The sequence below is a fragment of the Herbaspirillum sp. C9C3 genome (genome assembly GCF_013359625.1).
GTDB lineage: Bacteria > Pseudomonadota > Gammaproteobacteria > Burkholderiales > Burkholderiaceae_D > Herbaspirillum.
Window position 1 is genome coordinate 445,681 of the sequence record NZ_JABFMQ010000001.1, and the last position, 26,346, is coordinate 472,026.

At 63.1% G+C, this 26,346-nt stretch carries 27 protein-coding genes; 21 read left to right on the forward strand and 6 right to left on the reverse strand.

Annotated features, from left to right (window positions below):
- Nucleotides 1-20: 20 nt before the first annotated feature.
- On the reverse strand, nt 21-743 hold the full coding sequence (locus HNO82_RS02055) for a GntR family transcriptional regulator (protein ID WP_175342573.1): 723 nt from the start codon (nt 741-743) through the stop codon (nt 21-23).
- 262 nt (nt 744-1,005) lie between these two features.
- Here HNO82_RS02055 and HNO82_RS02060 point away from each other — a divergent pair, with 262 nt between their 5' ends.
- The 21 genes from HNO82_RS02060 to HNO82_RS02150 all read left to right on the forward strand — a co-directional run bounded on the left by HNO82_RS02060 (nt 1,006) and on the right by HNO82_RS02150 (nt 23,737).
- Nucleotides 1,006-1,743 (forward strand): IclR family transcriptional regulator, encoded by a 738-nt coding sequence (locus tag HNO82_RS02060; RefSeq protein ID WP_034332582.1) that lies wholly within the window; start codon nt 1,006-1,008, stop codon nt 1,741-1,743.
- Nucleotides 1,744-1,883: 140 nt separating this feature from the next.
- A complete protein-coding gene (locus HNO82_RS02065; RefSeq protein WP_008328648.1) occupies nt 1,884-2,636 on the forward strand; it encodes a glutamine ABC transporter substrate-binding protein in 753 nt (250 codons plus the stop codon).
- Between the two features lie 115 nt (nt 2,637-2,751).
- Entirely contained in the window at nt 2,752-3,417 is a 666-nt protein-coding gene (locus tag HNO82_RS02070; protein ID WP_008328649.1) for an amino acid ABC transporter permease, read from the forward strand.
- On the forward strand, nt 3,417-4,190 hold the full coding sequence (locus HNO82_RS02075) for an amino acid ABC transporter ATP-binding protein (protein ID WP_008328650.1): 774 nt from the start codon (nt 3,417-3,419) through the stop codon (nt 4,188-4,190). Before HNO82_RS02070 ends, HNO82_RS02075 begins: the two co-directional genes overlap by 1 nt.
- Entirely contained in the window at nt 4,180-4,821 is a 642-nt protein-coding gene (locus tag HNO82_RS02080; protein ID WP_217509769.1) for a HutD/Ves family protein, read from the forward strand. Before HNO82_RS02075 ends, HNO82_RS02080 begins: the two co-directional genes overlap by 11 nt.
- 117 nt (nt 4,822-4,938) lie before the next feature.
- A complete protein-coding gene (locus HNO82_RS02085; RefSeq protein WP_175342574.1) occupies nt 4,939-6,375 on the forward strand; it encodes a formimidoylglutamate deiminase in 1,437 nt (478 codons plus the stop codon).
- A gap of 18 nt (nt 6,376-6,393) precedes the next feature.
- Nucleotides 6,394-7,209 (forward strand): N-formylglutamate deformylase, encoded by an 816-nt coding sequence (gene hutG / locus HNO82_RS02090; RefSeq protein ID WP_175342619.1) that lies wholly within the window; start codon nt 6,394-6,396, stop codon nt 7,207-7,209.
- Between the two features lie 133 nt (nt 7,210-7,342).
- Nucleotides 7,343-7,780: a universal stress protein gene (locus HNO82_RS02095; protein WP_175342575.1), complete on the forward strand. Its 438-nt coding sequence runs from the start codon at nt 7,343-7,345 to the stop codon at nt 7,778-7,780.
- 244 nt (nt 7,781-8,024) lie between these two features.
- Nucleotides 8,025-9,212 carry a Na+/H+ antiporter NhaA gene (gene nhaA / locus HNO82_RS02100; protein ID WP_175342576.1) on the forward strand — a complete coding sequence of 396 codons (1,188 nt, stop codon included), beginning with the start codon at nt 8,025-8,027 and terminating at the stop codon, nt 9,210-9,212.
- A gap of 500 nt (nt 9,213-9,712) precedes the next feature.
- Nucleotides 9,713-9,838, forward strand: a complete 126-nt coding sequence (locus HNO82_RS22340; RefSeq protein WP_008328661.1) for a hypothetical protein — start codon at nt 9,713-9,715, stop codon at nt 9,836-9,838.
- A gap of 420 nt (nt 9,839-10,258) precedes the next feature.
- The gene (locus HNO82_RS02105; RefSeq protein WP_008328663.1) at nt 10,259-11,203 is read left to right on the forward strand and encodes a sugar ABC transporter substrate-binding protein; all 945 of its coding nucleotides are present in this window, start codon (nt 10,259-10,261) and stop codon (nt 11,201-11,203) included.
- A 91-nt stretch (nt 11,204-11,294) separates the two neighbouring features.
- A complete protein-coding gene (locus HNO82_RS02110) occupies nt 11,295-12,863 on the forward strand; it encodes a sugar ABC transporter ATP-binding protein (protein ID WP_175342577.1) in 1,569 nt (522 codons plus the stop codon).
- A 51-nt stretch (nt 12,864-12,914) separates the two neighbouring features.
- Nucleotides 12,915-13,901, forward strand: coding sequence for an ABC transporter permease (locus HNO82_RS02115; protein WP_008328675.1), 987 nt, complete (start codon nt 12,915-12,917; stop codon nt 13,899-13,901).
- 11 nt (nt 13,902-13,912) lie between these two features.
- On the forward strand, nt 13,913-14,926 hold the full coding sequence (locus HNO82_RS02120; protein WP_175342578.1) for a LacI family DNA-binding transcriptional regulator: 1,014 nt from the start codon (nt 13,913-13,915) through the stop codon (nt 14,924-14,926).
- Nucleotides 14,927-14,972: 46 nt separating this feature from the next.
- Nucleotides 14,973-15,872, forward strand: coding sequence for a ribokinase (gene rbsK / locus HNO82_RS02125; protein WP_175342579.1), 900 nt, complete (start codon nt 14,973-14,975; stop codon nt 15,870-15,872).
- Nucleotides 15,873-15,893: 21 nt separating this feature from the next.
- The gene (rbsD, locus tag HNO82_RS02130) at nt 15,894-16,286 is read left to right on the forward strand and encodes a D-ribose pyranase (RefSeq protein WP_175342580.1); all 393 of its coding nucleotides are present in this window, start codon (nt 15,894-15,896) and stop codon (nt 16,284-16,286) included.
- Between the two features lie 227 nt (nt 16,287-16,513).
- Nucleotides 16,514-18,247 carry a methyl-accepting chemotaxis protein gene (locus HNO82_RS02135; protein ID WP_175342581.1) on the forward strand — a complete coding sequence of 578 codons (1,734 nt, stop codon included), beginning with the start codon at nt 16,514-16,516 and terminating at the stop codon, nt 18,245-18,247.
- A gap of 179 nt (nt 18,248-18,426) precedes the next feature.
- Nucleotides 18,427-20,418 carry an AsmA family protein gene (locus HNO82_RS02140; RefSeq protein ID WP_175342582.1) on the forward strand — a complete coding sequence of 664 codons (1,992 nt, stop codon included), beginning with the start codon at nt 18,427-18,429 and terminating at the stop codon, nt 20,416-20,418.
- Between the two features lie 263 nt (nt 20,419-20,681).
- Complete coding sequence (locus HNO82_RS02145; protein ID WP_175342583.1) at nt 20,682-22,730, forward strand: response regulator; 2,049 nt, start codon at nt 20,682-20,684, stop codon at nt 22,728-22,730.
- 306 nt (nt 22,731-23,036) lie between these two features.
- Nucleotides 23,037-23,222: a hypothetical protein gene (locus HNO82_RS22075; protein ID WP_217509770.1), complete on the forward strand. Its 186-nt coding sequence runs from the start codon at nt 23,037-23,039 to the stop codon at nt 23,220-23,222.
- 101 nt (nt 23,223-23,323) lie between these two features.
- A complete protein-coding gene (locus tag HNO82_RS02150) occupies nt 23,324-23,737 on the forward strand; it encodes a DUF2306 domain-containing protein (RefSeq protein WP_081486046.1) in 414 nt (137 codons plus the stop codon).
- 13 nt (nt 23,738-23,750) lie between these two features.
- Here HNO82_RS02150 and HNO82_RS02155 read toward each other — a convergent pair whose 3' ends face one another.
- From HNO82_RS02155 to HNO82_RS02175, 5 genes are all read right to left on the reverse strand, one after another.
- The gene (locus HNO82_RS02155) at nt 23,751-24,446 is read right to left on the reverse strand and encodes a VIT1/CCC1 transporter family protein (RefSeq protein ID WP_008328702.1); all 696 of its coding nucleotides are present in this window, start codon (nt 24,444-24,446) and stop codon (nt 23,751-23,753) included.
- 314 nt (nt 24,447-24,760) lie between these two features.
- Entirely contained in the window at nt 24,761-25,189 is a 429-nt protein-coding gene (locus HNO82_RS02160) for a YeeE/YedE family protein (RefSeq protein ID WP_175342584.1), read from the reverse strand.
- Nucleotides 25,186-25,635, reverse strand: a complete 450-nt coding sequence (locus HNO82_RS02165) for a YeeE/YedE family protein (RefSeq protein WP_008328707.1) — start codon at nt 25,633-25,635, stop codon at nt 25,186-25,188. Before HNO82_RS02165 ends, HNO82_RS02160 begins: the two co-directional genes overlap by 4 nt.
- Nucleotides 25,636-25,637: 2 nt before the next feature.
- The gene (locus HNO82_RS02170) at nt 25,638-25,955 is read right to left on the reverse strand and encodes an ArsR/SmtB family transcription factor (protein WP_008328717.1); all 318 of its coding nucleotides are present in this window, start codon (nt 25,953-25,955) and stop codon (nt 25,638-25,640) included.
- 126 nt (nt 25,956-26,081) lie between these two features.
- On the reverse strand, nt 26,082-26,297 hold the full coding sequence (locus HNO82_RS02175; protein WP_008328720.1) for a hypothetical protein: 216 nt from the start codon (nt 26,295-26,297) through the stop codon (nt 26,082-26,084).
- Between the last annotated feature and the right edge of the window lie 49 nt (nt 26,298-26,346).

Consider the following 26,346-nt stretch of genomic DNA (forward strand, 5'->3'; position numbering starts at 1 on the left):
TTCTTGTGCGGGGGATGCGTTCAGGCCTGGTCACGCTGCTGGCCTGAGCTGCCGGGACCGGTCTGGGCGATCTGGTGTTCGATGTTGCGGCGGGAAGCGCCGATGTGGCGCCGCATGAGCAGGTCGGCCAGTTCACCGTCGCCGTCTGCCAGGGCATCGAGGATGCGGTGATGTTCGGCAAAGGCCTGGCGCGGACGGTTGGGAGTGGCCGAATACTGAATGCGGTACATGCGCGCCAGCTGGTACAGCTCGCCGCAGAGGATGCGGGTCAGGATCTGGTTGCCGCTGGCCTGGATGATCTTGTAATGGAAGTCGTAGTCGCCTTCCTGTTGGTAATAGCCGCGCCCGGCCTGGAAGGCCTCGTCTTTCTCGTGGGTATCGAGCACCCGTCGCAGTTCGTCCAGCTCGGCCCGGCTCATGCGTTGCGCGGCCAGGCGGCAGGCCATGCCTTCCAGCGATTCGCGGATCTGGAACAGTTCCACCAGACCCTCCAGCGTCAGCGACACCACCCGCGCACCCACATGCGGCACGCGTACCAGCAGGTTCTGGCCCTCCAGCCGGTGGATGGCCTCACGCAAGGGCCCCCGGCTGATGCCATAGGTGCGCGCCAGTTCAGGTTCGGAAATCTTGCTGCCTGGCGCAATCTCACCCTGCACGATGGCGCTCTGAATCTTGCGAAAAACGTGTTCGGAGAGCGTTTCTCCCTCACGTTCGGCGCCGGGCAGTGCAATCAGCTCGCTCATGGGTTTTTCGTCGTGTCGACAATATTTTGAAATTGATGCGTTTCATCATAGCACTTTGCCCAAAAAAGGGAAGAAGTGTCGACACTATAATATTTTCGGCACTGGGTAGTAAAAAAATAGCATGAGGCAATTTTCGTTACAGGTGAGAAAATTCAGCCGCCCGCTGGGAATATATGAAGAAGCGCCTCAAAATTTTTCTATTTATTTCCTTATATGCGGGAATCGTTCGCCCAAAGTGAGAATTTAACCTTATATTGCCGCCATGGACTCTCCACAAACCTCTACCATCGTTGACCGCGTTCTCCACGTACTCGCCGGCGTGGCCCGTGCCGGCAAGCCCGTCAGTGCCAAGCAGATTGCTGCGATGGTGCAACAACCGGTCAGTACCGTTTATCGCCACCTGGCATCCCTGAAGAAGTGGGGCTTGTTGCAGGAGCACATGAATTCCGGCACCTTCGAGCCGGGTCCGACCGGTGTGCAGCTGGCGTGGGGGTTCGATCAGAATTCCAACCTGATCAGCCAGAGTCGCGAGGAAATCATTTCCCTGGTCCAGCGCAGCGGCGAGAGTGTGGGCCTGCTGGTGCCGATCAACGGCCAGATGGTCTGCATCGCCATGGAAGAAAGTGACCAGCCTTTGCGCTGTTCCTTTACCAAGGGCCGGGCACATCCCTTGCTTAAGGGAGCATCGGCCAAGAGCCTGCTGGCTTTCATGCCACGCAAGCTGCAACAGAAACTGGTGGCCGACCAACTGGGCGACAAGCCCGAGGAAGCCGCCGCGCTGGAGGCGCAGCTCGATGAAATCCGCCGCCGTGGCTACTCCATCAGCGAAAGCGAAGTGGACCTGGGCGTGTGGGGTGTCTCGGTGCCCATCATGACGTCCAATGGCCGTCTGGAAGGCACCATCACCTTGATGGCACCGGCGCTGCGCGTGGGCAATCGCGAGCAGGAACTGGTCCGCATGACGGTGGAGTCCGCGCAGCGCATCTGCAATCGTTTTTAAGCCAGTCAGGCTGCGCCGTCCGCAGAAGACGGTGCTGGCTGGACGCGGGAGGACCCTGTCCGGGTCCGGGGATGAATAATCCATTTGCGCCGGTAACCCGGCGTCCAGTCCATGTCGTCGTTTCTACCGAGGAACTCATGATGAAGCTTTCCAAGCTGCTTTGCGCCTTTATGGCCAGCCTGTCCCTGCTGGTGGCGGTCGCGCCGGCCGCCCGTGCTGCCGATAACGTGATCCGTGTCGGCACCGATGCCACCTTCCCGCCGATGGAGTTCGTCAAGGATGGCAAGCGCACCGGCTTTGATGTCGAACTGATGGAAGCCCTGGCCAAGACCATGGGCAAGAAGATCCAGTGGGTCGACATCGACTTCAAGGGTCTGATCCCCGGCCTCATCTCCAACCGTTTCGACATTGCCGCCTCGGCCATCTACATGACCGACGAGCGTCGCAAGGTGGTCACCTTCAGCGATCCCTATTACCGTGGCGGTCTGGCCGTGCTGGTGCGGCGTGACGACAACAGCATCAAGGTGCCTGAAGACCTGAACCGCGGCAAGCGCGTCTCGGTCCAGGTCGGCACCAAGTCGGTGAGCTATCTGCGTGACAACTTCCCCGGCGTGGAACGCGTGGAAGTCGAAAAGAACCAGGCCATGTTCGATCTGCTGGCCACCGGCCGCGTCAATGCGGTGGTGACCGGCCGTCCGGCTGCGGTCGAATATGCGCGTACCCAGCCGCTGGTGCGGGTGCTGGACAAGGGACTCACGACCGAACTGTATGGCTTTGCCCTGCGCAAGGACGATACCGTGCTCACCGAGCATCTCAACAAGGCGCTGCAGACGCTGCGCATCAACGGGACCTACGACGCGCTGACCGACAAGTGGTTCGGCAAGAAACAGTAAGCGCCTCCACGCCTGGCCCGGCCATTGCACCGGGCACCTCCATCTTCCTTGTGCATGCTCGACCTGGTCTGCTTGATGCCGGCCGGGCCAGGGCCTCCTTTTGCCGGAGCACCTCATGAAACTGGATTTTTCGGGCGTCTGGGACAGCTGGCCCTCGCTCCTCCACGGCACCCTGGTGACCGTGGAAATCACCGCCGCCTCGCTGGTGCTGGGCTGCGTGCTGGGCCTGCTGGTCGGTCTGGGCCGGCTCAACCCGCAGCGCCGCCTGCTCTACGGACTGTGTACCTTCTATCTCACGCTGGTGCGGGGGACGCCCCTGCTGGTGCAATTGTTCCTGTGGTTCTTCGGGCTGCCGCACGTGGGCGTGATCCTGCCGGCCTACGTGTGCGGAATCCTCGGACTGGGCATCTATAGCGGCGCCTACATTTCTGAAATCGTGCGCGGCTCCATCCAGTCCATCGAGCGCGGGCAGATGGAAGCGGCACGCTCGCTGGGTCTGCCATATCGCATGGCGATGCGGCGCGTGGTCCTGCCGCAGGCCTTCGTGCGCATGATCCCGCCCCTGGGCAATGAATTCATCGCGCTGATCAAGAACTCGGCTCTGGTCTCGCTGCTGACCATCGCCGACCTGATGCACGAAGGCGAGAAGATCATCAGCATTACCTACCGCTCGCTGGAGACCTATCTGGTCATCGCGCTCATCTACCTGGTGCTGACCAGCGTGACCACGCTGGCGCTGCGCCGCATCGAGAAGGTCCTGCGTTCGGAAGGGAGGGTGTGATGCAAGAACTCATGGTCAACGTCAAGGGCTTGCGCAAATCCTTCGGCAGCCAGCTGGTCCTCAAGGATATCGATTTTGTCGTGGCACCCAGTCAGGTGGTGGTCATCATCGGCCCCAGCGGCAGCGGCAAGAGTACTTTCCTGCGCTGCCTCAACGGGCTGGAGACCGCCGAGGGCGGCACGGTAGTGGTGAGCGGACATCCGGTGGTGGAGGGCGGACGCATGATGCCCGAAGCCATGCTCGACGCCCTGCGCGCCGAGGTGGGCATGGTGTTCCAGTCCTTCAACCTGTTTCCCCATCTGAGCGTGCTGGACAACATCACCCTGGCGCCTACCTGCCTGCGCGGCGTACCGCGCAGGACGGCCCAGGAGCAGGGGCTGCAACTGCTCAGGAAGGTCGGGCTGGAGCACAAGGCCAGGGACTATCCCGGCACCCTGTCAGGTGGCCAGAAGCAGCGGGTGGCCATTGCCCGCGCGCTGGCCATGGCGCCCAAGGTGATGCTCTTCGACGAACCCACCTCGGCGCTGGATCCGGAACTGGTCGGCGAAGTGCTGCAAGTGATGAAGGACCTGGCCGGCGAAGGCATGACCATGCTCATCGTCACGCACGAGATGGGTTTTGCGCGCGAGGTGGCCGATGTGGTGGTGGTGATGGATCACGGCAGCATCGTCGAATCCGGCCCCCCTTCCGAGATTTTTACTTCACCTCGTGAGGCGCGCACTCGCAGTTTCTTGCAAACCATGCTGGCCCGCGAGGTGGGCCATGACGCGTAAGGCCGGTAGGCTGGCGGTCTCCGGGCCGCCGTCACGGACTGGCGCCATCCGGTTTGTCGGTGCGCTGGGCGAGGTGGATGCCGTGCCCTGGAAGAACGAGGGCGGGCAGACCCGCGAACTGTGCGTGGAGCCCCCGGAGGCTGATTTCGCCAGTTTCGTGTGGCGCGTCAGCGTGGCCGATGTGGGCGCGGATGCCGATTTTTCCAGCTTCGAGGGCATCGACCGCACCATCGTCCTGCTCGAAGGGGGCGGCTTCACCATGCACAGTGCGGGGCGGCAGGTGCACGATCTGGCGCACTGCTTTGTCCCGCATGCCTTCCCCGGCGAGCAAGCGGTCCAGGTGCGGCTGCATGGTGCACCGACGCTGGACTTCAACCTGATGGTGCGGCGCGAATTCGCAGAGGGCAGGGTAGTGGTACTGGACGAGCGCAATTCCCGCTGTCTGCCCGGCAGTAGTGCCTTGTTGTATGTGGCGCAGGGCTCGGCTTGTCTGTCCGATGAACACGGCCTGCAACAGTCCCTGCGCGCGGGCGAATTTGCGCGCCTGGCTCCGGGCGATGGAGCGCGAATGCCGGACCTTCTTTGCGCGCCCGGAGCAGTTGTATTGCTGGTCTGCATCATCCCGAGGTGACGGAAAGAACGAGCAGGTGAGCCTCGAAACGCCGATATCGCACTGATTCCACCCGCTGCAAGCGGCAGAGCGAGGTCCGGCATACACTACACAACCGCCAATAACAAAGGTGAGCACATGGCATCGCTTGGCGAACCAACACTGCAACAAGTGCAGGCGCATCCACAGCAGCAGGCGCTGTTCTGCCCGCTGGCGCTGCTGCCGGATGGCTGGCAGCGCAACGTCCTGCTGCGCTGGGATGATACCGGCAGGCTCATTGAGGTCAGCGCCGGCAGCGCCGGCGGCACGGCCAGGCAGGCCGCCGGGCCGGTGATTGCCGGCATGCCCAACCTGCATTCACATGCCTTCCAGCGCGCCATGGCCGGCTTGACCGAAGTCATGGGCAGTCCCTCTGACTCCTTCTGGAGCTGGCGCAAGCTGATGTATCGCTTTGCCCAGCGCCTGCAGCCCGAGCATCTGGAAGCCATCGCCCGTCATCTGTACATCGAGATGCTCAAGGCCGGTTACACCTCGGTCTGCGAATTCCATTATCTGCACCATGCCCCAGGCGGCTTGCCCTATGCCGATCGCGCCGAACTGGCCCTGCGGCTGATGCAGGCGGCGGCCGATGTCGGTATCGGCATGACCCTGCTGCCGGTGCTGTACCAGTACGGCGGATTTGGTGGCCAGCCCAGTTCAGGCGAGCAGGCGCGCTTCATCAGCTCCCCCGATGAGCTGCTGGCGCTGCGCGAACGCCTGCTGCAAGCCTTGCCGGAGAACCCGATGCGCCGCTATGGCGTGGCACCGCATTCGCTGCGGGCGGTGTCGCCACAGGGGCTGGAGGAACTGGTCATCGGTTTGCGCCGCCAGCGCGGCGGGCACGACGCCCCGGTCCACATCCACATCGCCGAGCAATGGCGCGAAATCCAGGATTGCCTGGCCTGGTGCGGCCAGCGCCCGGTGCAGTTGCTGCTCTCCCTGCAGGAAGTGGATGGCCGCTGGTGCCTGATCCACGCCACCCACATGGATCAGGCGGAATACCAGGCGCTGGCGGCCAGTGGCGCGGTGGTGGGACTGTGCCCCACCACCGAGGCCAATCTGGGTGATGGCATCATCGATGCCGGGCAGTTGCTGCATTCCCGTACGCCCTGGGGCATTGGTTCGGACAGCCATATCGCCATCAACCCGCGGTCCGAATTGCGGCTGCTGGAGTACGGACAGCGGCTGCATCACCGGCGACGCAATGTCCTGGCGTCCGAAGCGGCACCGGCCACGGCCGACCGTCTGTTCATCCAGGCCGTCGCCGGTGGTGCCGCCGCCTGCGGCCGCGCGGTCGCCGGGCTGGCCGTGGGACAGCAGGCCGATTTCGTGATCCTCGACGGCGATGATGTCAACCTGGCCGACCGCAGTCCGGCGCAACTGCTCTCGGCGCTGGTATTTTGCGAACACGATGGCCAGCCCATCCGGGATGTCCATGTCGGCGGGCGTCAGGTCGTCAGCGCCGGGCAGCACCCCTTGCAGGACCAGGCGCGCCGCGCCTATCGCGACACGATGGCCGATTTGTTGAAAGAGTGAGGAAGTTCCATGCAAGACATGCCCAATGCGATCTACCAGCTTCACCAGGGCAGCTCGCCGCTGCTCATTTCCATGCCGCACGTCGGTACGCTGCTACCGGAGGAACTGAGGTCCTCCTACAGCCCGGTCGGCTTGCAGGTCGACGATACCGATTGGCACATCGCCGAACTCTATGACTTTGCGGCCGATCTTGGGGCGTCGGCAATTCGTCCTTTTCATTCACGTTACGTGATCGATCTCAACCGGCCGGCGGACGGACAGAGCCTGTACCCGGGGCAGAACACCACCGGACTGTGTCCGCTGACGACCTTCGACAATCTGCCGCTCTACCGTGATGGCTGCGAGCCCGATGCCACCGAGATCGCACGGCGCCTGCAACGCTACTGGCATCCCTATCATGCCGCCCTGCAGGCCGAGCTGGCACGGTTGAGGTCACTGCACGGTTACGCGCTGCTGTGGGACGCCCATTCGATCCGTTCGGTGATTCCGCACCTGTTCGACGGCGAGCTGCCGGTCTTCAATTTCGGCACGGCCAGCGGCGCCGCCTGCGCCCCCGGCGTGGGCGAGGACTTGCTGGCGCTGGCGCAGCAACTGGCACCGCATAGTCCGGCGGTGCTCAATGGCCGTTTCAAGGGCGGCTACATCACCCGGCATTACGGACAACCGGCACAGCAGGTGTACGCCATCCAGCTGGAGCTGGCCCAGCGCAGCTACATGCAGGAGCAGTCGCCCTACGCCCTGCAGGCCGCGCTGGCAGAGCAGGTCAGGCCGGTGCTGGCGCAACTGGTGAGGCGCTTCATGGCGTTTCGACCCGCCGCGGCCGGCGCCATTTGATCCAGCGCAAAGGCAGGGCGGCTGTGACGCTGCAGCCGGTACGGCTTGATACATGTCAAATCCGTCCATGCAGGTGAGGCTTAGTATGCAGTCATACCAAGTCAACGCATTCCAGTCACCTGCTGAGGTCATCATGTTCAAGAACATCCTGTTGGCAACCGATGGTTCCCGTCTGTGCAACGAGTCCGTGAAGGCTGCCATCGCGCTGGCCAAGAGCTGCGGCAGCACTCTGGTCGGCTTGTCGGTGGCAGGCAACCTGCGGGCCCTGTCGATTCCCGAAGTCAGCGTCGGCGTGGATGTGGAGCGTACCGATGAGGCCGGGCGTGAACGCGCAATGGCCAGCGTCGAGATGATCACCGCGATGGCCCGTAAAGAAGGCGTGCCCTGCACCGTGCAGGTGGCACAGGGCGGACGTCCCTACGAAGAAATCATGCGCGTAGCCGAGCGCGAGCATTGTGATGCCATCATCATGGCCTCCAAGGCGCGTTCCACACTGGGGCGGCTGCTGCTGGGCAGCCAGACGCAGAAGCTGCTGGCACACAGCAAGGTTCCCGTGCTGGTGTATCGCTGATTGGTATCGCTGATTGCCGAAAAGATGAGGAGATGAAGAGATGCGCATGAAATGCGTGCGCATCGGACGGTTCAAGATACCGTCATGAAGGTTTGTGGTGTGGAGGGTCGGGCCGTTCCTGTGGAGAGGGACGGCCCATTTTTTTTGTCCGAGCATGGCCAGCCTTCGGCCGAAAGATTGGAGAAAAGCCGCCGCCTTTGTTACAGTCAGGCCTTGTTTTGATGACGACAACAAGGAGCCCGCATTGACCCCATCCCCTCACCAGCACCAAGGCGGCAACGCCTTTGCCCGATTCTTCGCCCATGAAGCCGCTGGCGGCATCGTCCTGGGCATCGCGGCCGTACTGGCACTGATCATCAGCAACAGCGGCTGGCGAGACACCTACGAGGCTTTCACCCGCATCCCGGGAACGGTCGACATCGGCGGCCTGGTGGTCCTTTCCAAGCCCTTGCTGCTGTGGGTCAACGATCTGTGGATGGCGGTTTTCTTCTTCCTGGTCGGGCTGGAAATCAAGCGCGAATTCGTCGAGGGCGAACTGGCCTCGCGCAAGCAGGCCATCCTGCCAGCGGCGGCGGCCCTGGGCGGCATGCTGGTGCCGGCCGGCATCTATGCCCTCATCAACCTGGGCGACCCGGTGGCCCTGCGCGGCTGGGCCATTCCGGCGGCCACCGACATCGCCTTTGCCATCGGCATCGTGATGTTGCTGGGTTCGCGCGTGCCGACCTCGCTCAAGGTCTTCCTCACGGCCGTGGCCATCATTGATGACCTGGGCGCCATTGTGGTCATCGCGCTCTTCTATACCGACCATCTCTCGCTGGGCATGCTGGCCGGTGCCGGAGTCGGGACGCTGGTGCTGCTGATGCTCAATCGCAGCGGTGTGCGGCGCGCCGATATCTACATCGTCGTCGGGCTGGTGATCTGGGTGTGCGTGCTCAAGTCCGGCATTCACGCCACCCTGGCCGGTGTGGTCACCGCGCTGGCCATCCCCATGCGCGATGCCGACGACCAGCCGCTGGCAGGCGCCCTGGAGCATGGCCTGCATCCCTGGGTGGCCTTCCTGGTGCTGCCCATGTTTGCCTTCGCCAATGCCGGCGTGTCCTTGCAGGGCATGTCGCTGGGCAGTCTGTTCGAACCGATTCCGCTGGGCATCGCCGGCGGGCTGGTGCTGGGCAAGACCATCGGCGTGTTCGGTGCGGCCTGGCTGATGGTCCGCAGCGGACTGGCGGCCGCGCCTGCCGGCGCCAGCACCCGACAGTTCGTGGGCGTCTGCATGCTCTGCGGCATCGGCTTCACCATGAGCCTCTTCATCGGCGGCCTGGCCTTCCAGGGATTGAGCCCGGACTTCGAAGCCAAGCTCAAACTGGGCGTACTGGGCGGCTCCATCCTGGCCGGAGTGCTGGGAACCATGGTGCTGTGGCGCAAGGAGATATAAGCGGCGTGAACATCTCGGTGCGTCTCTTTTTCCTCGTATCCACTTGGCGCGATGTCCTACATAAACATCATAAATACGCTTACGAGACGCACCAAGTCGCTATTTGGCGACGATTTGCCGACTTTTTGTTTTGCAATGCAAAAAATTATATAAAAAATAAGTTATTGCACACCATTAGTGCGATTCCACCCGGAAACGGGCCTCTCGCGGGCTTTCGCTTCCACATGACGAAGTGAATCCCTACGACAACGAAATGCGCACTATGAGCTCGGCCATGAATTGCTGCTGCGCAAAACAAGCCCTTGTTTACATCAGCTTTTGGCAGTAGCAAGATACTTGCACGGGCCTGTAGCGGCGCGGCGTGGAAGGGCGCTGACGCTGATACTACTGACAACAGCGCCCGCAGCAAGCCGGGGATATTGTCGTTTCGACATTTTCACCCCTTGGGACGATAAGCCGGGCGAATAACAGTCCGGCCATCAAAAGCAGAGGAGACAAGCATGAAACTGATGGAATTGCTCATGAGCTACGGTAGCCAGGCACTGGTGTGGTACGCGATGTACGTGGTCGTGGGCAGCTGCGCCTTTGGTGCCTACGTCTGGCGCCGTACGCATTTCGGTCACTGATCCTCTCACCATCATCCTGACGCAGACTGGCCTTGTGGCCGGTGCTGCGTGTTCGAGGCAAGCCGGGGAGTCCGTACCAGTACTGGCCTGAAGCATGCCGTTTTCCATCCTGCGCAAGGGCGTGGACATGGGAACGGTGCCGTGCTGGTGACCTGCGCGCTTGGTCGTTTCACTACCGCATTTTCTTCTCGCAACGGCGGGGAGCGTCCGCTCGGCGCTCCCCGCCGTTTGTCGTTCCGGTGCCGGTGACGGTCTGCCGAATCCTTCCTTACGCGTTCATCCGAGATGAAAAAAAAAGCTGCACCGCAGCTTTATTTTCTGATTTTGCGGTGCTATTCTCCAATCCGCGCAAACGTTTGCGCACCGATAACGGCGTCTATCTTCTAGGAAACGCCGGCAACATCAATACTGGAGACCCAGATGAACAAATTCACCCGCCGCCATTTCGCCATCGCCGCTCTGGCCTGTGCAGTCCTCCCCGGCGCCGCCATGGCGCAGACCCCGGCCAAGCCCAAGGTGGCGCTGGTCATGAAGTCGCTGGCCAACGAGTTCTTCCTCAACATGGAGAACGGCGCCCGCGAATACCAGAAGGCCAATGCCAGCAAGTTCGACCTGATCGCCAATGGCATCAAGGACGAACAGGACACTGCCAACCAGATCAAGATCGTCGAGCAGATGATCGTCTCCAAGGTCAATGCCCTGGTGATCGCGCCGGCTGACTCCAAGGCTCTGGTGCCGGTGGTCAAGAAGGCCATCGACGCCGGCATCATCGTGGTCAACATCGACAACAAGCTGGACGACGCCGCCCTGAAGGAAAAGGGCATCACCGTGCCGTTCGTGGGCCCCGACAACCGCAAGGGCGCCAAGCTGGCCGGCGACTACCTGGGCAAGAAGCTGCAGAAGGGTGACAAGGTTGCCATCATCGAAGGCGTCTCCACCACCTTCAACGCACAGCAGCGCACCCTGGGCTTCCAGGATGCCATGAAGGATGTCGGCGCCAACGTGGTCACGGTGCAGTCCGGCCAGTGGGAAATCGACCAGGGCAACAAGGTCGCTGCCTCGATCCTGAACGCCCATCCGGACATCAAGGCCATCCTGGCCGGCAATGACAACATGGCGCTGGGCGCCGTGGCCGCCATCCGCGCCGCCGGCAAGACCGGCAAGGTGCTGCTGGTCGGCTACGACAACATCAACGCCATCAAGCCGATGTTGAAGGATGGCCGCGTGCTGGCCACCGTCGACCAGTTCGCCCAGCAGCAAGCCGTCTTCGGCATCGAGACCGCCCTCAAGGCGATCGCCGAGAAGAAGCCGCAAAGCGCCCTGGGTGGCGTGGTCGAGACCAAGGTCTCGCTGGTCACCAAGTAACACCGACGCCTCGCGCGTCTTCCTTGCAAGGTGCCTGCGCCCGTGACCGGGCGCAGGGCTTTGCCTCTCCCTCCTTGTGCGCTACAGAACCATGCAGCCCAACGACTCCCCCTCCCAAGGCTCGCCCCTGCTGACATTGTCCGGCATCGGCAAGCGCTACGCCGCACCGGTGCTCGATGGCATCGACCTGGATCTGCATCCGGGCCAGGTGCTGGCACTGACCGGCGAAAACGGCGCCGGCAAGAGTACGCTCTCCAAGATCATCTGCGGTCTGGTCGATGCCAGCGCCGGTCGCATGACGCTGGACGGTCTGCCCTATGAACCGGTCTCGCGCACTCAGGCTGAATCCCTCGGCATCCGCATGGTGATGCAGGAACTGAACCTGATTCCCACGCTGTCGATTGCCGAAAACCTGTTTCTGGAAAAATTGCCGCGCCGTTTCGGCTGGATCGACCGCAAGAAGCTGGCCGAGTCCGCCCGCGCCCAGATGGAAGTGGTGGGGCTGGGCGAGCTGGACCCCTGGACCCCGGTCGGTGATCTGGGCCTGGGCCATCAGCAGATGGTCGAGATCGCGCGCAACCTGATTGGCAGCTGTCGCTGCCTGATCCTGGACGAACCCACGGCCATGCTGACCAACCGCGAGGTGGAACTGCTGTTCTCCCGCATCGAGCGTCTGCGCGCCGAAGGTGTGGCCATCATCTACATTTCGCACCGACTGGAAGAGTTGAAGCGCATCGCCGACCGCATCGTGGTCCTGCGCGATGGCAAGCTGGTCTGCAATGACGACATCGGCCGTTATTCCACCGAACAACTGGTGCAACTGATGGCCGGTGAATTGACCAAGGTCGATCTGGATGCCGGACATCGGCGCATCGGCGCCCCTGTGCTGCGTATCCGCGGCCTGGGTCGCGCCCCCGTCGTGCAGCCGGCCAGCCTGGCGCTGCATGCCGGTGAAGTGCTGGGCATTGCCGGCCTGATCGGTTCCGGTCGCACCGAATTGCTGCGTCTTATCTTCGGTGCCGATCGTGCCGATCAAGGTGAAATCTTGATCGGCGACAGCCAGCAGCCTGCACGCATTCGCAGTCCCAGGGATGCGGTCAAGGCTGGCATCGCCATGGTCACCGAGGACCGTAAAGGGCAGGGCCTGCTGCTGCCGCAAGCCATCAGCGTCAATACCTCGCTGGCCAATCTGGGCAGCGTGAGCCGCGCCGGCATGCTCGATCACGCGAGCGAGAGCAGCGTGGCGCAAGACTATGTGAAGAAACTGCGCATCCGCAGCGGCAGCGTGGCGCAAGCCGCGGGAGAACTGTCGGGCGGCAACCAGCAGAAGGTGGTGATCGCCCGCTGGCTGTACCGCGATTGCCCCATCATGCTGTTCGACGAACCCACGCGCGGCATCGACATCGGCGCCAAGTCCGATATCTACCGCCTCTTTGCCGAACTGGCCGCACAAGGCAAGGGCCTGCTGGTGGTCTCCAGCGACCTGCGCGAGCTCATGCAGATCTGTGACCGCATCGCCGTCATGAGCGCGGGCCGCATTGCCGACACCTTCAGTCGCGATGACTGGTCGCAGGAGCGCATTCTTGCGGCTGCCTTCAGTGGTTACGTGGGCCGCCAGGAAGCCGTCGCGACGGCGCACGTGGCCGGCAATACCGCCTGAGCGGCCGGCACCCTCGGCCCGACTATCAACTGCCAAGAATCAACGAGACAGATGCAAACCTCTTCCTCTACCCCCGCCGTCAGCCGGCAAGCGGCCTATCTGGCCGGTTTCAAGAATTACCTGGGCCTGATCGCAGCGCTCCTGGCCATGTGCGTGATGTTCGCCTTCCTGAGCGAGAACTTCCTCAGTGCGGCGACCTTCATTACGCTGTCCAATGACATCCCGCCACTGGTGGTCATGTCGGTGGGCATGACCTTCATCCTCATCATCGGTGGCATCGACCTGTCGGTGGGCTCGGTAATGGCGCTGGCAGCCTCCATGCTGTCCATGGCCATGGTGCGCTGGGGCTGGCCGTTGTATGCTGCCGCGCCCCTGGGTGTGGTGGTGGCCGCGTTGTGCGGCACGCTCACCGGCATGGTCTCGGTGCACTGGCGCATTCCTTCCTTCATCGTCTCGCTGGGTGTGCTGGAAATCGCACGCGGCCTGGCCTACCAGGTCACCAATTCGCGCACCGAATACATCGGCAGCGCCGTGGACGTGGTCAGCTCGCCCATTCTGTTGGGCATGTCGCCGGCCTTCCTGGCGGCCATTGCCATCGTCATCATCGCCCAACTGGTGCTGACCCGCACCGTGCTGGGCCGCTACTGGATCGGCATCGGCACCAATGAAGAAGCGGTGCGCCTGTCCGGTGTGAACCCCAATCCCAGCAAGATCCTGGCCTTTGCCCTGATGGGCGCGCTGGCCGGTATCGCGGCGCTGTTCCAGGTGTCGCGCCTGGAAGCGGCCGATCCCAACGGCGGCGTGGGCATGGAACTGCAGGTGATTGCTGCCGTGGTCATTGGCGGCACCAGCCTGATGGGCGGTCGTGGTTCGGTGGTCAGCACCTTCATCGGCGTGCTCATCATCTCGGTGCTGGAAGCCGGCCTGGCCCAGGTCGGCGTGAGCGAACCAATGAAGCGCATCATCACCGGCGCCGTCATCGTGGTGGCCGTGATCCTGGATACCTATCGCCGTCGCGGTCAACGCCACGCACGTTAAGCGAAACCGCCATGGCCACCATCAAGGATGTCGCCAGGCTGGCCGGGGTGTCCTACACCACGGTTTCGCATGTGCTCAACCAGACGCGCCCGGTCAGCAGCGACGCCCGTGAGCGCGTACTGGCCGCGGTCAAGGAACTGGACTACGTGCCCAGTGCCCTGGCGCGCTCCCTGCGCAGCAAGGTCACGGGCAGTATCGGCCTGATCATTCCCAACAACACCAATCCGTACTTCTCGGAGCTGGCGCGCGGGATCGAAGATCACTGCTACGGGGCCGGCTACAGCGTCATCCTCTGCAATTCCGACGATGATCCGGACAAGCAGCGCGACTATCTGCAGGTCTTGCAGACCAAGCGCTGCGATGGACTCATCATCGCCACCCTGAACCAGGCCGACCTCAACCCGACCGGCAAGCTGGATATTCCGACGGTACTGCTGGACCGGGCGCCCAAGGAGCTCGATATTGACCTGGTCAGCACCGACAACGCCCTCGGCGGCAGCCTGGCGGCAAGTCATCTGCTGCAGTTGCAGTGCCGTCACGTGGCCTGCATTGCCGGACCGGATGGCCTGGAACTGTCGGACGAACGGGTGGAAGGTTTCCGCCAGACCTTGCAGTCGGGCGGACTGGCGCTGGCCGACAGCGACCTGCTGCATGCGGACTTCAGCGGCATCGGCGGCTACCAGGCGGCCATGCAGCTGCTGCAAGGCCGCCAGCGCAGTGCACGTCCGGACGCCATCTTCTGCTGCAACGACATGATGGCCATCGGCGTGCTGCGCGCGGCGGGCGAATTGCAGATCGACGTGCCGGGCGAATTGTCGGTGGTGGGCTTCGACGATATCGAACTGGCCCAGTTCGTCCATCCGCCGCTGACCACGGTGGCACAGAATACCCGCAAGCTGGGCAACCTGACGGCGCAGTTCCTGCTGGAACGCATCGCCGATCCTGCTCTGCCGGCGCGGCGCGAGACGGTGGCGCCACAGCTCCAGCTGCGCGGCTCGACGGCCCCACGTCGGAAAACCCCCTGAACACGGCATCACGCAACAGAACACCAGAGAGCACAAGAGAGTACACATGATCGTCATCATCGGCAGCGTCAACATGGACCTGGTCCTGCGCGTTCCGCGCATGCCCTTGCCGGGCGAAACCCTGGCCGGCGACAAATTCATGACCATCCCCGGCGGCAAGGGCGCCAATCAGGCTGTGGCCTGCGCCCGACTGTCCGCGCCCGGTACGGCCGTGGCCATGGTGGCCTGCGTGGGGGAGGATGCCTTCGGTCAGCAGATGCGCCAGTCGATCACCGCCTGCGGCATCGATGACCGCTACATCGATGAGGTGGCCGGTGAAGCCACGGGCATCGCCTCCATCATGGTAGACGCCAACGCCCAGAACAGCATCGTCATCGCCGCCGGCGCCAATGGCCGCCTGGACGTGGAGCGCATCGAACGCGCCCGACCCTTGATCGAACAGGCATCCATCGTCCTGCTGCAACTGGAAGTGCCGATGGCCACCGTCGTCCACAGCATCGAACTGGCGCATGCCCTGGGCAAGATCGTGGTGCTCAATCCGGCACCGGCGCAGTCCCTGCCACGTGAACTGCTGCAGAAGATCGACTACCTGATCTTGAACGAGATCGAAGCCGCCATGCTGGCCGAGGAACAGTCCGACGACATTGCCTTGCTGGCGCACAAGTTGCACGACCTGGGCGCGCGCAATGTGGTGGTGACGCTGGGCGAAAAGGGGGTCTACGGTTCCTTCGCCGACGGTCGGCAGCGGCATCTGCCGGCGCGCAAGGTGCAGGCGGTCGATACCACCGCAGCCGGCGACACCTTCATCGGCGGTTTCATCGGTGCCATCGCACAAGGTCGCGATCAGTTCGATGCGCTTGCCTATGCCCAGGCGGCGGCCGCCCTGAGCGTGACCCGCGTGGGCGCCCAGACCTCCATTCCCCTGCGCGACGAAGTCGTGCTCTGATCGCTTTCCATTCTCATTGCCATGAAAAAGACAGCCTTGCTCAACGCCGCCATTTCCCAGGTCATCGCCACCATGGGGCATGGCGATACCCTGGTCATCGGTGATGTCGGCCTGCCGGCACCAGCGGGTGTACCGGTGATCGATCTCGCCGTGACCCGCGGCGTGCCCGACTTCATGACGGTGCTCACCACGGTGCTCACGGAATTGCAGGTCGAATTCCACATCGTGGCCGATGAGATGCCGAGTGTCAGCCCGGCACTGGCCGCACAGATCGCCGCGCTGGACCTGCCACAAGCGCGCAGCATGTCGCACGAGGCTTTCAAGCAGGCTACCGCGCGCGCCAAAGCTTATATCCGCACCGGTGAATGTACGCCTTACGCCAACATCATCCTGGGCGCCGGCGTAGTGTTCTGAACAAATAAGTGACAAGAAAACACATTGATACAACTAGTTGTGTGATGACTTTGCGACACTTGCTGAAATAGTGTGATGCAATAGTTGTGCGATGAGTTTCCTTGGCGCATCATGCGGGCTCCAGAATAAAAAATGCAGTGGGGTTCGCATCCCTGTTCGATAACAAGAAGCTGGATCTTCGAGGACTGGAAGAGACAGACAATAAATGAACAGCATAGGGAAGCAGCATGTTTGGATATTTCGGGAATCTCAAGGTCGGCGCGCGCCTGGCGATCGTATTTGCCTTCATCGTGGCACTGCTGGCGGTGGTGAGCGTGACCGCCTTCATCAAGATCAACAACATCAATCGCGCGATCGACCAGATCGTCAATGACCGTTACCTGAAGGTGCGCTGGGCGTTCGACCTGCGCGATGGCGTCAATGAGCAGATCAAGTACCTGCGCGGCATGGCCATCGATATCGGCAACCCGGCCGGCAATGAAAAGCGCATCGGCCAGCTCGACGGTGCCGTTCGCGCCAGCAAGGAAGCCCTCGACAAGATCACGGCGCGCCAGGTCACTGCGGTCGGCCAGAAGAAGGCCAAGGTGCTCGACGATGCACGGCAGGTCTTCGATGCCAGTCGGGAGCAGTTTCTGGCCCTGATCCGGGCGGGTCAGGGGAGTGCGGCAGACGAATTCGTCTTGCGCAAGATTACCGACAGCCAGAACAAGTATCTTTCTCTGGCCACGGCCTTTGCCGATTCGCAGGACAGCCAGTTGCGCGCCGAAGGTGCGAAGGCCGTCGCTGACGGCGCGCTGGCAATCCAGGTGACCCTGGCCTGCTCGGTGGCTGCCGTACTGGCCGCCATCCTGCTGGGGTATTTGATGGCACGCTCTATCATCAAGCCGCTCAACGAGGCCGTCCGTGTGGCCGAAAATGTCGCTGCCGGTGACCTGACCACGCGCATCGAACCCCATTCCAGAGACGAGACGGGCCAGTTGATGGCGGCCTTGCGCAAGATGAACGACAACCTGGTCGATATCGTCACTGGTGTGCGACGCAGTACCGACTCCATCGCCACCGCCTCGGGAGAAATCGCCAGCGGCAACATGGATCTGTCGTCCCGCACCGAGCAGCAGGCGGGATCACTGGAAGAAACCGCCTCGGCCATGGAGGAGATGACCTCAACCGTACGCCAGAACGCCGACAACGCCCGTCAGGCCAACCAACTGGCGGCCACCGCCTCGCAGGTAGCCTTGCAGGGAGGTGAAATCGTCGGCCGGGTGGTGACCACCATGGAGGAAATCAATCAGTCTTCCCGCAAGATCGTCGACATCATCGGCGTCATCGACGGCATCGCCTTCCAGACCAACATCCTGGCCTTGAATGCAGCCGTGGAGGCGGCGCGTGCTGGCGAGCAGGGGCGTGGCTTTGCGGTCGTGGCCTCCGAAGTGCGCTCGCTGGCGCAGCGTTCGGCGGCGGCAGCCAAGGAAATCAAGGGTCTCATCAGCGACTCCGTGGCCAAGGTCGAGGGCGGCAGCCTGCTGGTGGCTGAAGCGGGCCATACCATGGAGCAGGTGGTCAGCAGCGTTCGCAGCGTCACCGACATCGTCGGCGAGATCTCGGCCGCCAGCGTCGAGCAGAGTACCGGGATCGAGGAAATCAACCGAGCGGTCGGCCAGATGGATCAAAGCACCCAGCAAAACGCCGCCCTGGTCGAACAGGCCGCCGCGGCAGCGGGAGCCTTGCAGGAGCAGGCGGCCACGCTGGCCTCGGCGATCAGCATTTTCAGGCTGGCACAAACTGCCACGGTATCCGTGGCGGCACCGGTCAAACCGGCAGTGCTGGCCCGTTCGACTGTGGCGACCCGGAAAGCTGCGACGGTCCCCGTTCTGCGCACACCGGCAGTGGCGGCGCCCGCGTCTGCCCCTGCCAGCAAGGCCGCCGTACGCGCTGACGAAGATCTCTGGGAAACCTTCTGAGCCGCTGCGTCCGGCACGCTCTTGCCCGGCTGCCGCTATTCCGACAGGGAGGCGGCGCAATCTCCTATAGCCGTGGCCGGCCCGCCAGCTGATACTGTTGCGTTTGCAGGGCAGGAATCAGTCGATGCAAAGCGACCACGGGGAAGGGAGACATGCGAGCAGGCGGACAGACGGCAAGGATGACGAGGAGGGTCGGCAGGTTCCTGACCTGGGTGGCCCTGACGCTGCTGGCTTTGATGGCCACGCTGGCACTGCTCATTGCCCTGTTCGACTGGAACCTGGCCAAGCCCTGGATCACGCGTGAGCTTTCTTCCGTGCTGGCGCGCGAGATCCGGGTTGATGGCCCCATCACGCTGGGCTGGTCGCTGGCCCCCGCGCACAGGGACGGCAGCAGTCGCTGGCTGCCGCAACTGCATTTCACCGCGCGCGAACTGCACATCGGCAATCCCGAGTGGGCCCGTAGTGCGGACCACCTCCTGCGGGCCCGCACGCTGGACTTGCACTTTTCCCCCTTGCCCTTGCTGCGCTGGCATTGGTACATCAGCGACCTGCGCGTGGAGGGACTGGATCTGGTCATGGAGCGCGTCGATGAACGCCACAAGAGCTGGCGCTTTTCCGACCAGCCGCGTTCGCGCTGGAGTTTCGACATACAGCAGATCGTCTTCGAGCGCGCGCTGATCCGTTACGTGGACCAGCCGCTGGACATGGATCTGCGCTTCGATGCCCGGCCCCTGGTCAGCCCGAACAATCAGTCAGCAGAGCTGCGCCTCGCGCCGGCCGACCCGTCCGCACCGGTCGTGCAGGCCGCCGTCACCGGGCGCCTTGGCCAAGCCAGCATCCAGGGCAATCTGCGCGGCGGCGCCTTGCCCGATCTGCTCAACGAAGACAGCGTCTACCCCTTGCAGGCCGAGGGTGAGGTGGGTGAAGTCCACGCGGTGCTCTCGGGCAAACTCATCAACCCTCATCAATTGAGTCGAGCAGAACTGCAACTGCGGCTCAACGGCGACAGCCTCGATCGTCTCTACGCCGCCAGCGGCGTGCCGCTTCCCGCCACGCGACCCTTCAGTACCGAAGGCGCGCTCACCATTACCCGCCTCAATCCCGACACCCGCGCCTGGGACTGGCACTATGCGCACTTCACCGGCAAGGTCGGCGACAGCGATTTTTCCGGGGATGCCCACTACTATCGGGGCCCACCCAAGAACCGCCTGCGCGTGACGGCGCAAGCCAAGCTCCTGCGCCTGTCGGACTACCTGCCCGATGTAGGGAAGAAATCCGCCGGGCATCCATACAAGTCCGACGCACGGGTATTGCCCGAACAGCAGGGCAAGCCACAGCGCTGGGCCAAGCTGGATGCTGAGATCGGCCTGCATGCAGAGCGGCTGCAGCTGCATCCGGACATTGCCCTGCAGGACGCCAGCACCACGCTGCGCCTGCAGGACCAGGTGCTGACCGCCGCGCCACTGCGCTTTGCGCTGGCTGGCGGCAAGGGAGAGGGCGAGATCAGTCTGGATGGGCGTCAGTCTGATATCGGGGGCAAGCTGCAACTGCAATTGCAGGGTGTGCAGGTGCGTGAGCTGTTCCCGCGCCTGGCCCGCTTCGATGCCAGCTTCGGCAAGGTCGATGGCCGGGCCGATCTGAGCGGTAGCGGCAATTCGGTCGCGGCCATGCTGGCGCATGCCAACGGCGAGATCAAGGCCGATCTCAGCCAGGGCACCATCAGTCAATTCATCCTGGAGGCAGCGGGGCTGAACCTGGCCAACGCAGTGTTCGCCAAGCTGTATCGCGACCAGCAGGTCAAGCTGCTGTGTGGTGCCGCCGATATCCGCATCAAGGATGGTCTGGCAGAGGTTCGCCACGGCATTCTCAACACCGAGGATGCCGCCATCGATATCCGTGGCCAGGTCGATCTGGGCCGGGAGACCCTGTCCCTCGACGTGGTCCCGCGCACCAAGCAGCTTCGCATCCTGTCGCTGCGCACGCCCTTGTATGTACGTGGCACATTCGCAAAACCGGACATCGGTGCCAGCAAGCAAGCCCTGGCCGCGCGGGCCGGTGCCGCCGCCGCCCTGGCGATGGTGGCACCGGTGGCGGCGGTGATTCCGCTCATTACGCCGGGACAGAAGATCCCCGACGACTGCGCCCCCCACGCGGCCGCAGCACCCTCTTGAACTGGTCCGGGCAGGATTATTTCAGCGCGGCGGGAGCGTTTTGCAGGAAGTGACAGTCATAGAAGCCAATCAACAAGACAGAGCGTGCCCGCCCACATGCGCGGTCATGGCAGGAGGGAGTCGTCAGGGAAGCTGACCTCAGGGTCGGTGATTCCATCAAGATGCCGACAAGCTCTACCGTGATCACGCAGCCGTGTTGGCGGAGGACGCTCAATCAGACCGGTGCGACGAGGAAGGGCGTTATCTTGGATCAGCAAGCAGCAATGGAAGGCAATTCTCCCCTGAGCAGAGCGTATCGACACGCCTTGCTGGAGGCGATCGATGACGGTTTCTGCATCATCGAATTCATCGATGGTCCGCATGGGCCGCTCAGTGACTATGTGCACATCGAAGCCAACTCGGGTTATTACCGGCATACCGGTATTGAGGGCATCGTCGGCAAGCGCCTGCGGGAAATCGAACCGGACAATGCCCAGGTCTGGCTGGATGTCTATGGCCAGGTCCTGCTGACAGGCCAGCCGCTGCGTTTCGAACAGGAATTCCAGGCCGTGGGCCGCCACATCGAAGTCTCGGCCACCCGAGTGGGGCCGGTGGAGATGCGCCAGGTCTCGGTGTTGTTCCGTGACATTACCGCACGCCGCCGCACCGAAGCCGCCCTGCGAGAAAACGTTCAGCGTGTGCAGCTGGCCATGGAAGCAGGGGCGATCATTGGTACCTGGATCTGGGATATCCCTTCGGATCGTTTCAACGTGGATGAGGGCTTTGCAGCGGCCTTCGGCGTGCCGCCGGAAAAGGGCCTGACCGGTCTGAAACTGGACGACCTCATGCAGTCGGTCCATCCGGATGACCGCGAATTGCTTTCCACCCGCATCCGCGAAGCCCTGGCACGCGGTGGTGCCTATGCCCACCAATACCGCACCCGCCGGCGCGATGGCCGTTACTACTGGCTGGAAGCCAATGGCCGGGTGGAACTGATGCCGGATGGCCAGGCCAGCACCTTCCCGGGCGTACTGATCGACATCGAGGGGCGGCGTGCGGTGGAAGCCGAACGCGACCGTGCCCTGGCCGCGCTGCGCGCCCTCAACGACACCCTCGAACAACGCGTGCAGGAGCGCACCACTGCCTTGCTGGAGGCCGAGGAAGCCCTGCGTCAGGCGCAGAAGATGGAGGCCGTGGGGCAGCTCACCGGCGGGCTGGCGCATGACTTCAACAACATCCTGGCCGGCATCAGCGGCAGTCTTGAATTGATGAAAGTGCGGCTGGCCCAAGGCCGCATTTCCGACATCGAGCGCCACCTCAATGGTGCGCAGTCCGCCGTCAAGCGCGCGGCGGCCTTGACGCAACGGCTGCTGGCCTTCTCGCGGCGGCAGACGCTCGATCCCAAGTCGGCCGATCTGAACCGGATCGTGGCCGACATGCACGAGCTGATCGGCCGCAGCGTCGGCCCGGCCATCACGGTCGAAACCATCGCCGCCGGCGGTCTCTGGAATACCTTCGTCGACATTGGTCAACTTGAGAATGCCTTGCTCAACCTGTGCATCAATGCCCGCGACGCCATGCCGCATGGCGGGCGGCTGACCATCGAGACCGCCAACCGCTGGCTCGACGACATCGCCGCCATGCAGCGCGGTGTGGCACCGGGGCAATACGTGTCGCTGTGCGTGAGTGATACCGGCACCGGCATGTCGCCGGACGTGGTAGCGCGCGCCTTCGATCCTTTCTTCACCACCAAGCCGACCGGGCAGGGCACGGGGCTGGGGCTGTCGATGGTGTATGGTTTTGCCGGCCAGTCTGGCGGCGCCGTACGCATCTACTCCGAGCTGGGGCAGGGCGCCACCTTGTGCATCTATCTTCCGCGTTACGTGGGCCAGGCCGGGGACGACGATCTGCCGCTGCCCGAGGACAGCAGTGCTGCGGCTGCGCCTGGCAGCAAGACCATCCTGGTAGTCGATGATGAACCGCTGGTGCGCATGGTGACGGTGGAGGTCCTGAGCGACCTGGGATACAGCGTCATGGAGGCCGAAGATGGCCCCTCGGCCTTGCGCGTATTGGCCGCCTATCCCGAGCTGGATTTGCTGGTCACCGATGTGGGGCTCCCCAACGGCATGAACGGTCGACAACTGGCCGATGCCATCCGTGCGCCACGTCCGGAATTACCCGTCTTGTTCGTGACCGGCTATGCCGAGAATGCGGTGCTCAATCATGGGCATCTTGAGCGCGGCATGCAGGTGCTGACCAAGCCGTTTGCGGCCGATGTGCTGGCGCGCAGGGTGAAGGAGCTGATCGGGGACGATGGCTCTGCGCAGCACTGATTGCCCCTCACGGCAAGACCGTCTCCGACGGGTGTTGGTACGGCTGGCACAACGAAATGGTCAGCCATTAAAAAATGATCTAAATAATTTCGAAACATGAAGGCTTGTTCTCCATCTTGAGAGGCAGGCTTCTCATTCTTGAGCAATCATCGGCACTCTGTCATCGTTGGTCTGATGTGCGCCAGCGTCGTCCCGGGGCAGAGTTGTCGGAAAGGCTGCGCTGGCGTCACCTTCGTCATTGCGGACTCAGCGCCTCTGATCCATGCAAACAGCTCAGATGATGCAGATCGCATGAAGGAGGGGGTTATGGTCCTGATCGTGTTTGGACTGCTGGCGGTGTTGAGCATCGGGTTCGCGTCCGTGTGCTATGTCGTGATTGACAATCCCGAATTGGTAGATATCCTCCCGGACTTTTGCCGCACTGGCAGGACGACTTTAACACCCGGCTATCAGACGGCCTTGGCTACCGTCATCGCTACAAGCTGGCACTGACGCTGCATTCTGCGGCATTCCCTCTGCATTTCGTCGCATCCCGCTATCGTCCTGCCAGCGGCCTCAGCAGAATCGCTCCACCGATCCGCTGAAAGCCTGTCATGTCCCTTACACCCCTCATTGCACTCCACCTGAGCGTCGCGCTCGCTGCCGTCGTCATGGGTCCCTTCGCCTTCTGGGCCCGGCTGGGCCGCACGGCGCGGCCACGATGGCACCGTATCCTGGGCTATGCCTGGTTCAGCTGCATGGCCATCACGGTCCTCTCGGCACTCTTCATCCGTTCGCATGACCTGCCCAACATCGCGGGATACACGCCGCTGCATCTGCTGGTGCCAGCTACGACTTTCCTGCTCTACCGTGGGCTCTCGGCGGTGCTGCGCGGCGATATCGCGCTGCATCGGCGCACCATGCAGCGGGTCTACATCGGAGCCTGCCTGGTGGCGGGCGCGTTCACCTTGCTGCCGTCACGCTATCTGGGTCAGCTGCTGTGGGGACAATGGCTGGGTTGGCTGTAGGCCACCACAGGCCCTAGACTGCAGCGCCAAAGAAAGACCCGATGGCGGCCGTACAGCCCATGGCCAGCGAGCTCCACAGACTCACGCGCAAAGCGCCCTTCCACAGATTGGCACCGCCTGTTTTGGCGGCGACCGCGCCCAGTACCGCCAGCGACAGCAGGGCCGCAATCACAATGGCCGGCAACAGGCTGGCCGCCGGCGCCAGCAGCACCACCGCCAGCGGCAAGGCCGCACCGGCCGCAAAGCTCAAGGCCGACACCACGGCCGCCTGCACTGGCCGCGCCGCCGTGGTTTCGGAAATGCCCAGCTCATCACGCGCATGCGCATCCAGCGCATCGTGGGCCATCAACTGGGTAGCGACCTGATGCGCGGTTTCCTGGTTCAGCCCCCGCCGCATGTAGATGCCCATCAGCTCCCGATGCTCGCCTTCCGGATCGGTCGCCAGTTCCTCGCGCTCCTGGCTCAGGGCCGCATGCTCGCTGTCGGCCTGCGAATGGACGGATACGTATTCTCCGGTGGCCATCGACATGGCCCCCGCCACCAGCCCGGCTACGCCGGTGAGTAGTACGTTCTCATGCGATGCACTGGCCGCCACCACGCCCACCAGCAGGCTGGCAGTGGAGACAATGCCGTCGTTGGCACCGAGGACGGCGGCGCGCAGCCAGGAGATGGCGTCGACCTTGTGATGTTCGAGATGGAATTTGGCCATGGCACTTCAATTGCGAGGTTGCAGAATGGCGCAGATTCTAGGGCCGCACTGACGCAAAGGCCACGACAATTAGCGAAAATGAGGGCAATTCGTATTTGCCCGGCAGCCATTGTGGCCGGGGCGGGCCGGATTCGCTTTGCAGCCACCGCCCATTGCGGTCACGGTCCATCGCGCGCAATCTGATGCAGGCGGCCAGGTCGACGCGGCCAGCGACGTGCCGATTGTCCATGGCCATTCCTGGTGAAATTTCTTCATATTCCAACCGGGCAGGGGCGGCAAGTGCCGCTATTGACGGCATCCGCCTGCATCCAGCTTCATTTCGCCCTGAAACCCTCGATCCGGCCGAACAGCAGCATGCCCGCCAGCATGGCCAGCACGAATATCAGCCCCTTGCCCGACGCCATGCCCAGCAAGACCAGCGCCGGTCCCGGGCAAATGCCGGCGATACCCCAGCCGACACCGAAGAGCAGGCTGCCCAGCACCAACCGACGGTCGATCGTGCGCGTGGCAGGCAACTGCATGGGGGCATCCAGCCAGGCGCGTGAGCGGCGGCGCGCCAAGGTGAAGGCGGGCATGCCGATGGCGATGGCGCCGGCCATCACCAGGGCCAGCGAGGGATCCCAATGACCCGCCAGGTCCAGAAAACCCAATACCTTGGCCGGATCGGCCATGCCGGAGACGATCAGACCCAGGCCAAACAACAGACCCGCGACCAGCGCGGCCAACATGCGCAGGAAATTCATGGCAGCGCTCCTTGCAGATCCAGTACGTGACGCAGCAGATAGACGCTCAGGAAACCGGCGCCCATGAAGCAGGCCGTGGCCACCGCCGAGCGCGGCGACAGGCGCGACAGCCCGCACACGCCATGACCGCTGGTGCAGCCGGCGCCGTAGCGGGTGCCTACGCCGACCAGCAAGCCGGCCAGAATGATTTCCGCATAGCCGGCATCAATGCGCAGGGCGGGCAGGGCGTGTATGAGCGCATACAGGACCGGTGCCAGCAGCAAGCCCAGTACGAACAGCAGGCGCCAGGCACGGTCCGCTGCCTGCGGTGGCAGCAGCCCCGCCACGATGCCGCTGATCCCGGCGATGCGGCCATTGCACAGGACCAGCACGCTCGCGGCCAGTCCGATCAGCAGGCCACCGCCCAAGGCGGCAGCAGGGGTGAAGCTATTCCAGGCAATCTCCATGGTCATTCCTTCGGGCAATAAAGTTGATACATCAGGCCCAGCATCTCCAGCAGCCTGGGATCGGCGACACGGTAATACACACGCTTGCCTTCCCGCCGCGTACTGACCACGCCTTCATTGCGCAAGACACCGAGTTGCTGCGACAGGGTGGGCTGGCGGATGTCGAGTGCTTCCTCCAGCTCGCTCACGCACATTTCGGTTTGCGAGAGCTGGCACATCAGCAGCAGCCGGTCTTCATTGGCGAGCACCTTGAGCGCAGCCACGGCCTGGCCGGCGGCACGGCGCATCTGCTCGGCTTGCAGCGGGGAAGAGGTGGTCATGGGATTCAATATGCTTTTGAATAATATATTGAAATGTATAATATATGAACCGCATGGCAATTGCAAGCCGAAGCACAAGCGCAAGTGAAGAAAAAGGGAAAAGGTCGGGCGGCCAGTGAGCGCGGCTCAGGAGGCGGCGTGCAGCAGGTCGATCAGGTGCCGGCTGGCCTGCTTGGCGGCGGCCATGGCTTCTTCGGCAAAGGCAAAAGGAGCATCCTCACCGCAGAATTGCAGCTTGCCGTTGATGTAGAGATCCCAGGTCCAGCCGCTGCCGGTGTCACTCGGACACTTGAGCTCTATTCTGACCAGCTCGTCGCGATACCTGAAAAGTGCCTTCCTCATCCTGCCCGCCGGGTTTCTTATGGTGAAGCAGCAAGCTCGACAGCACTTG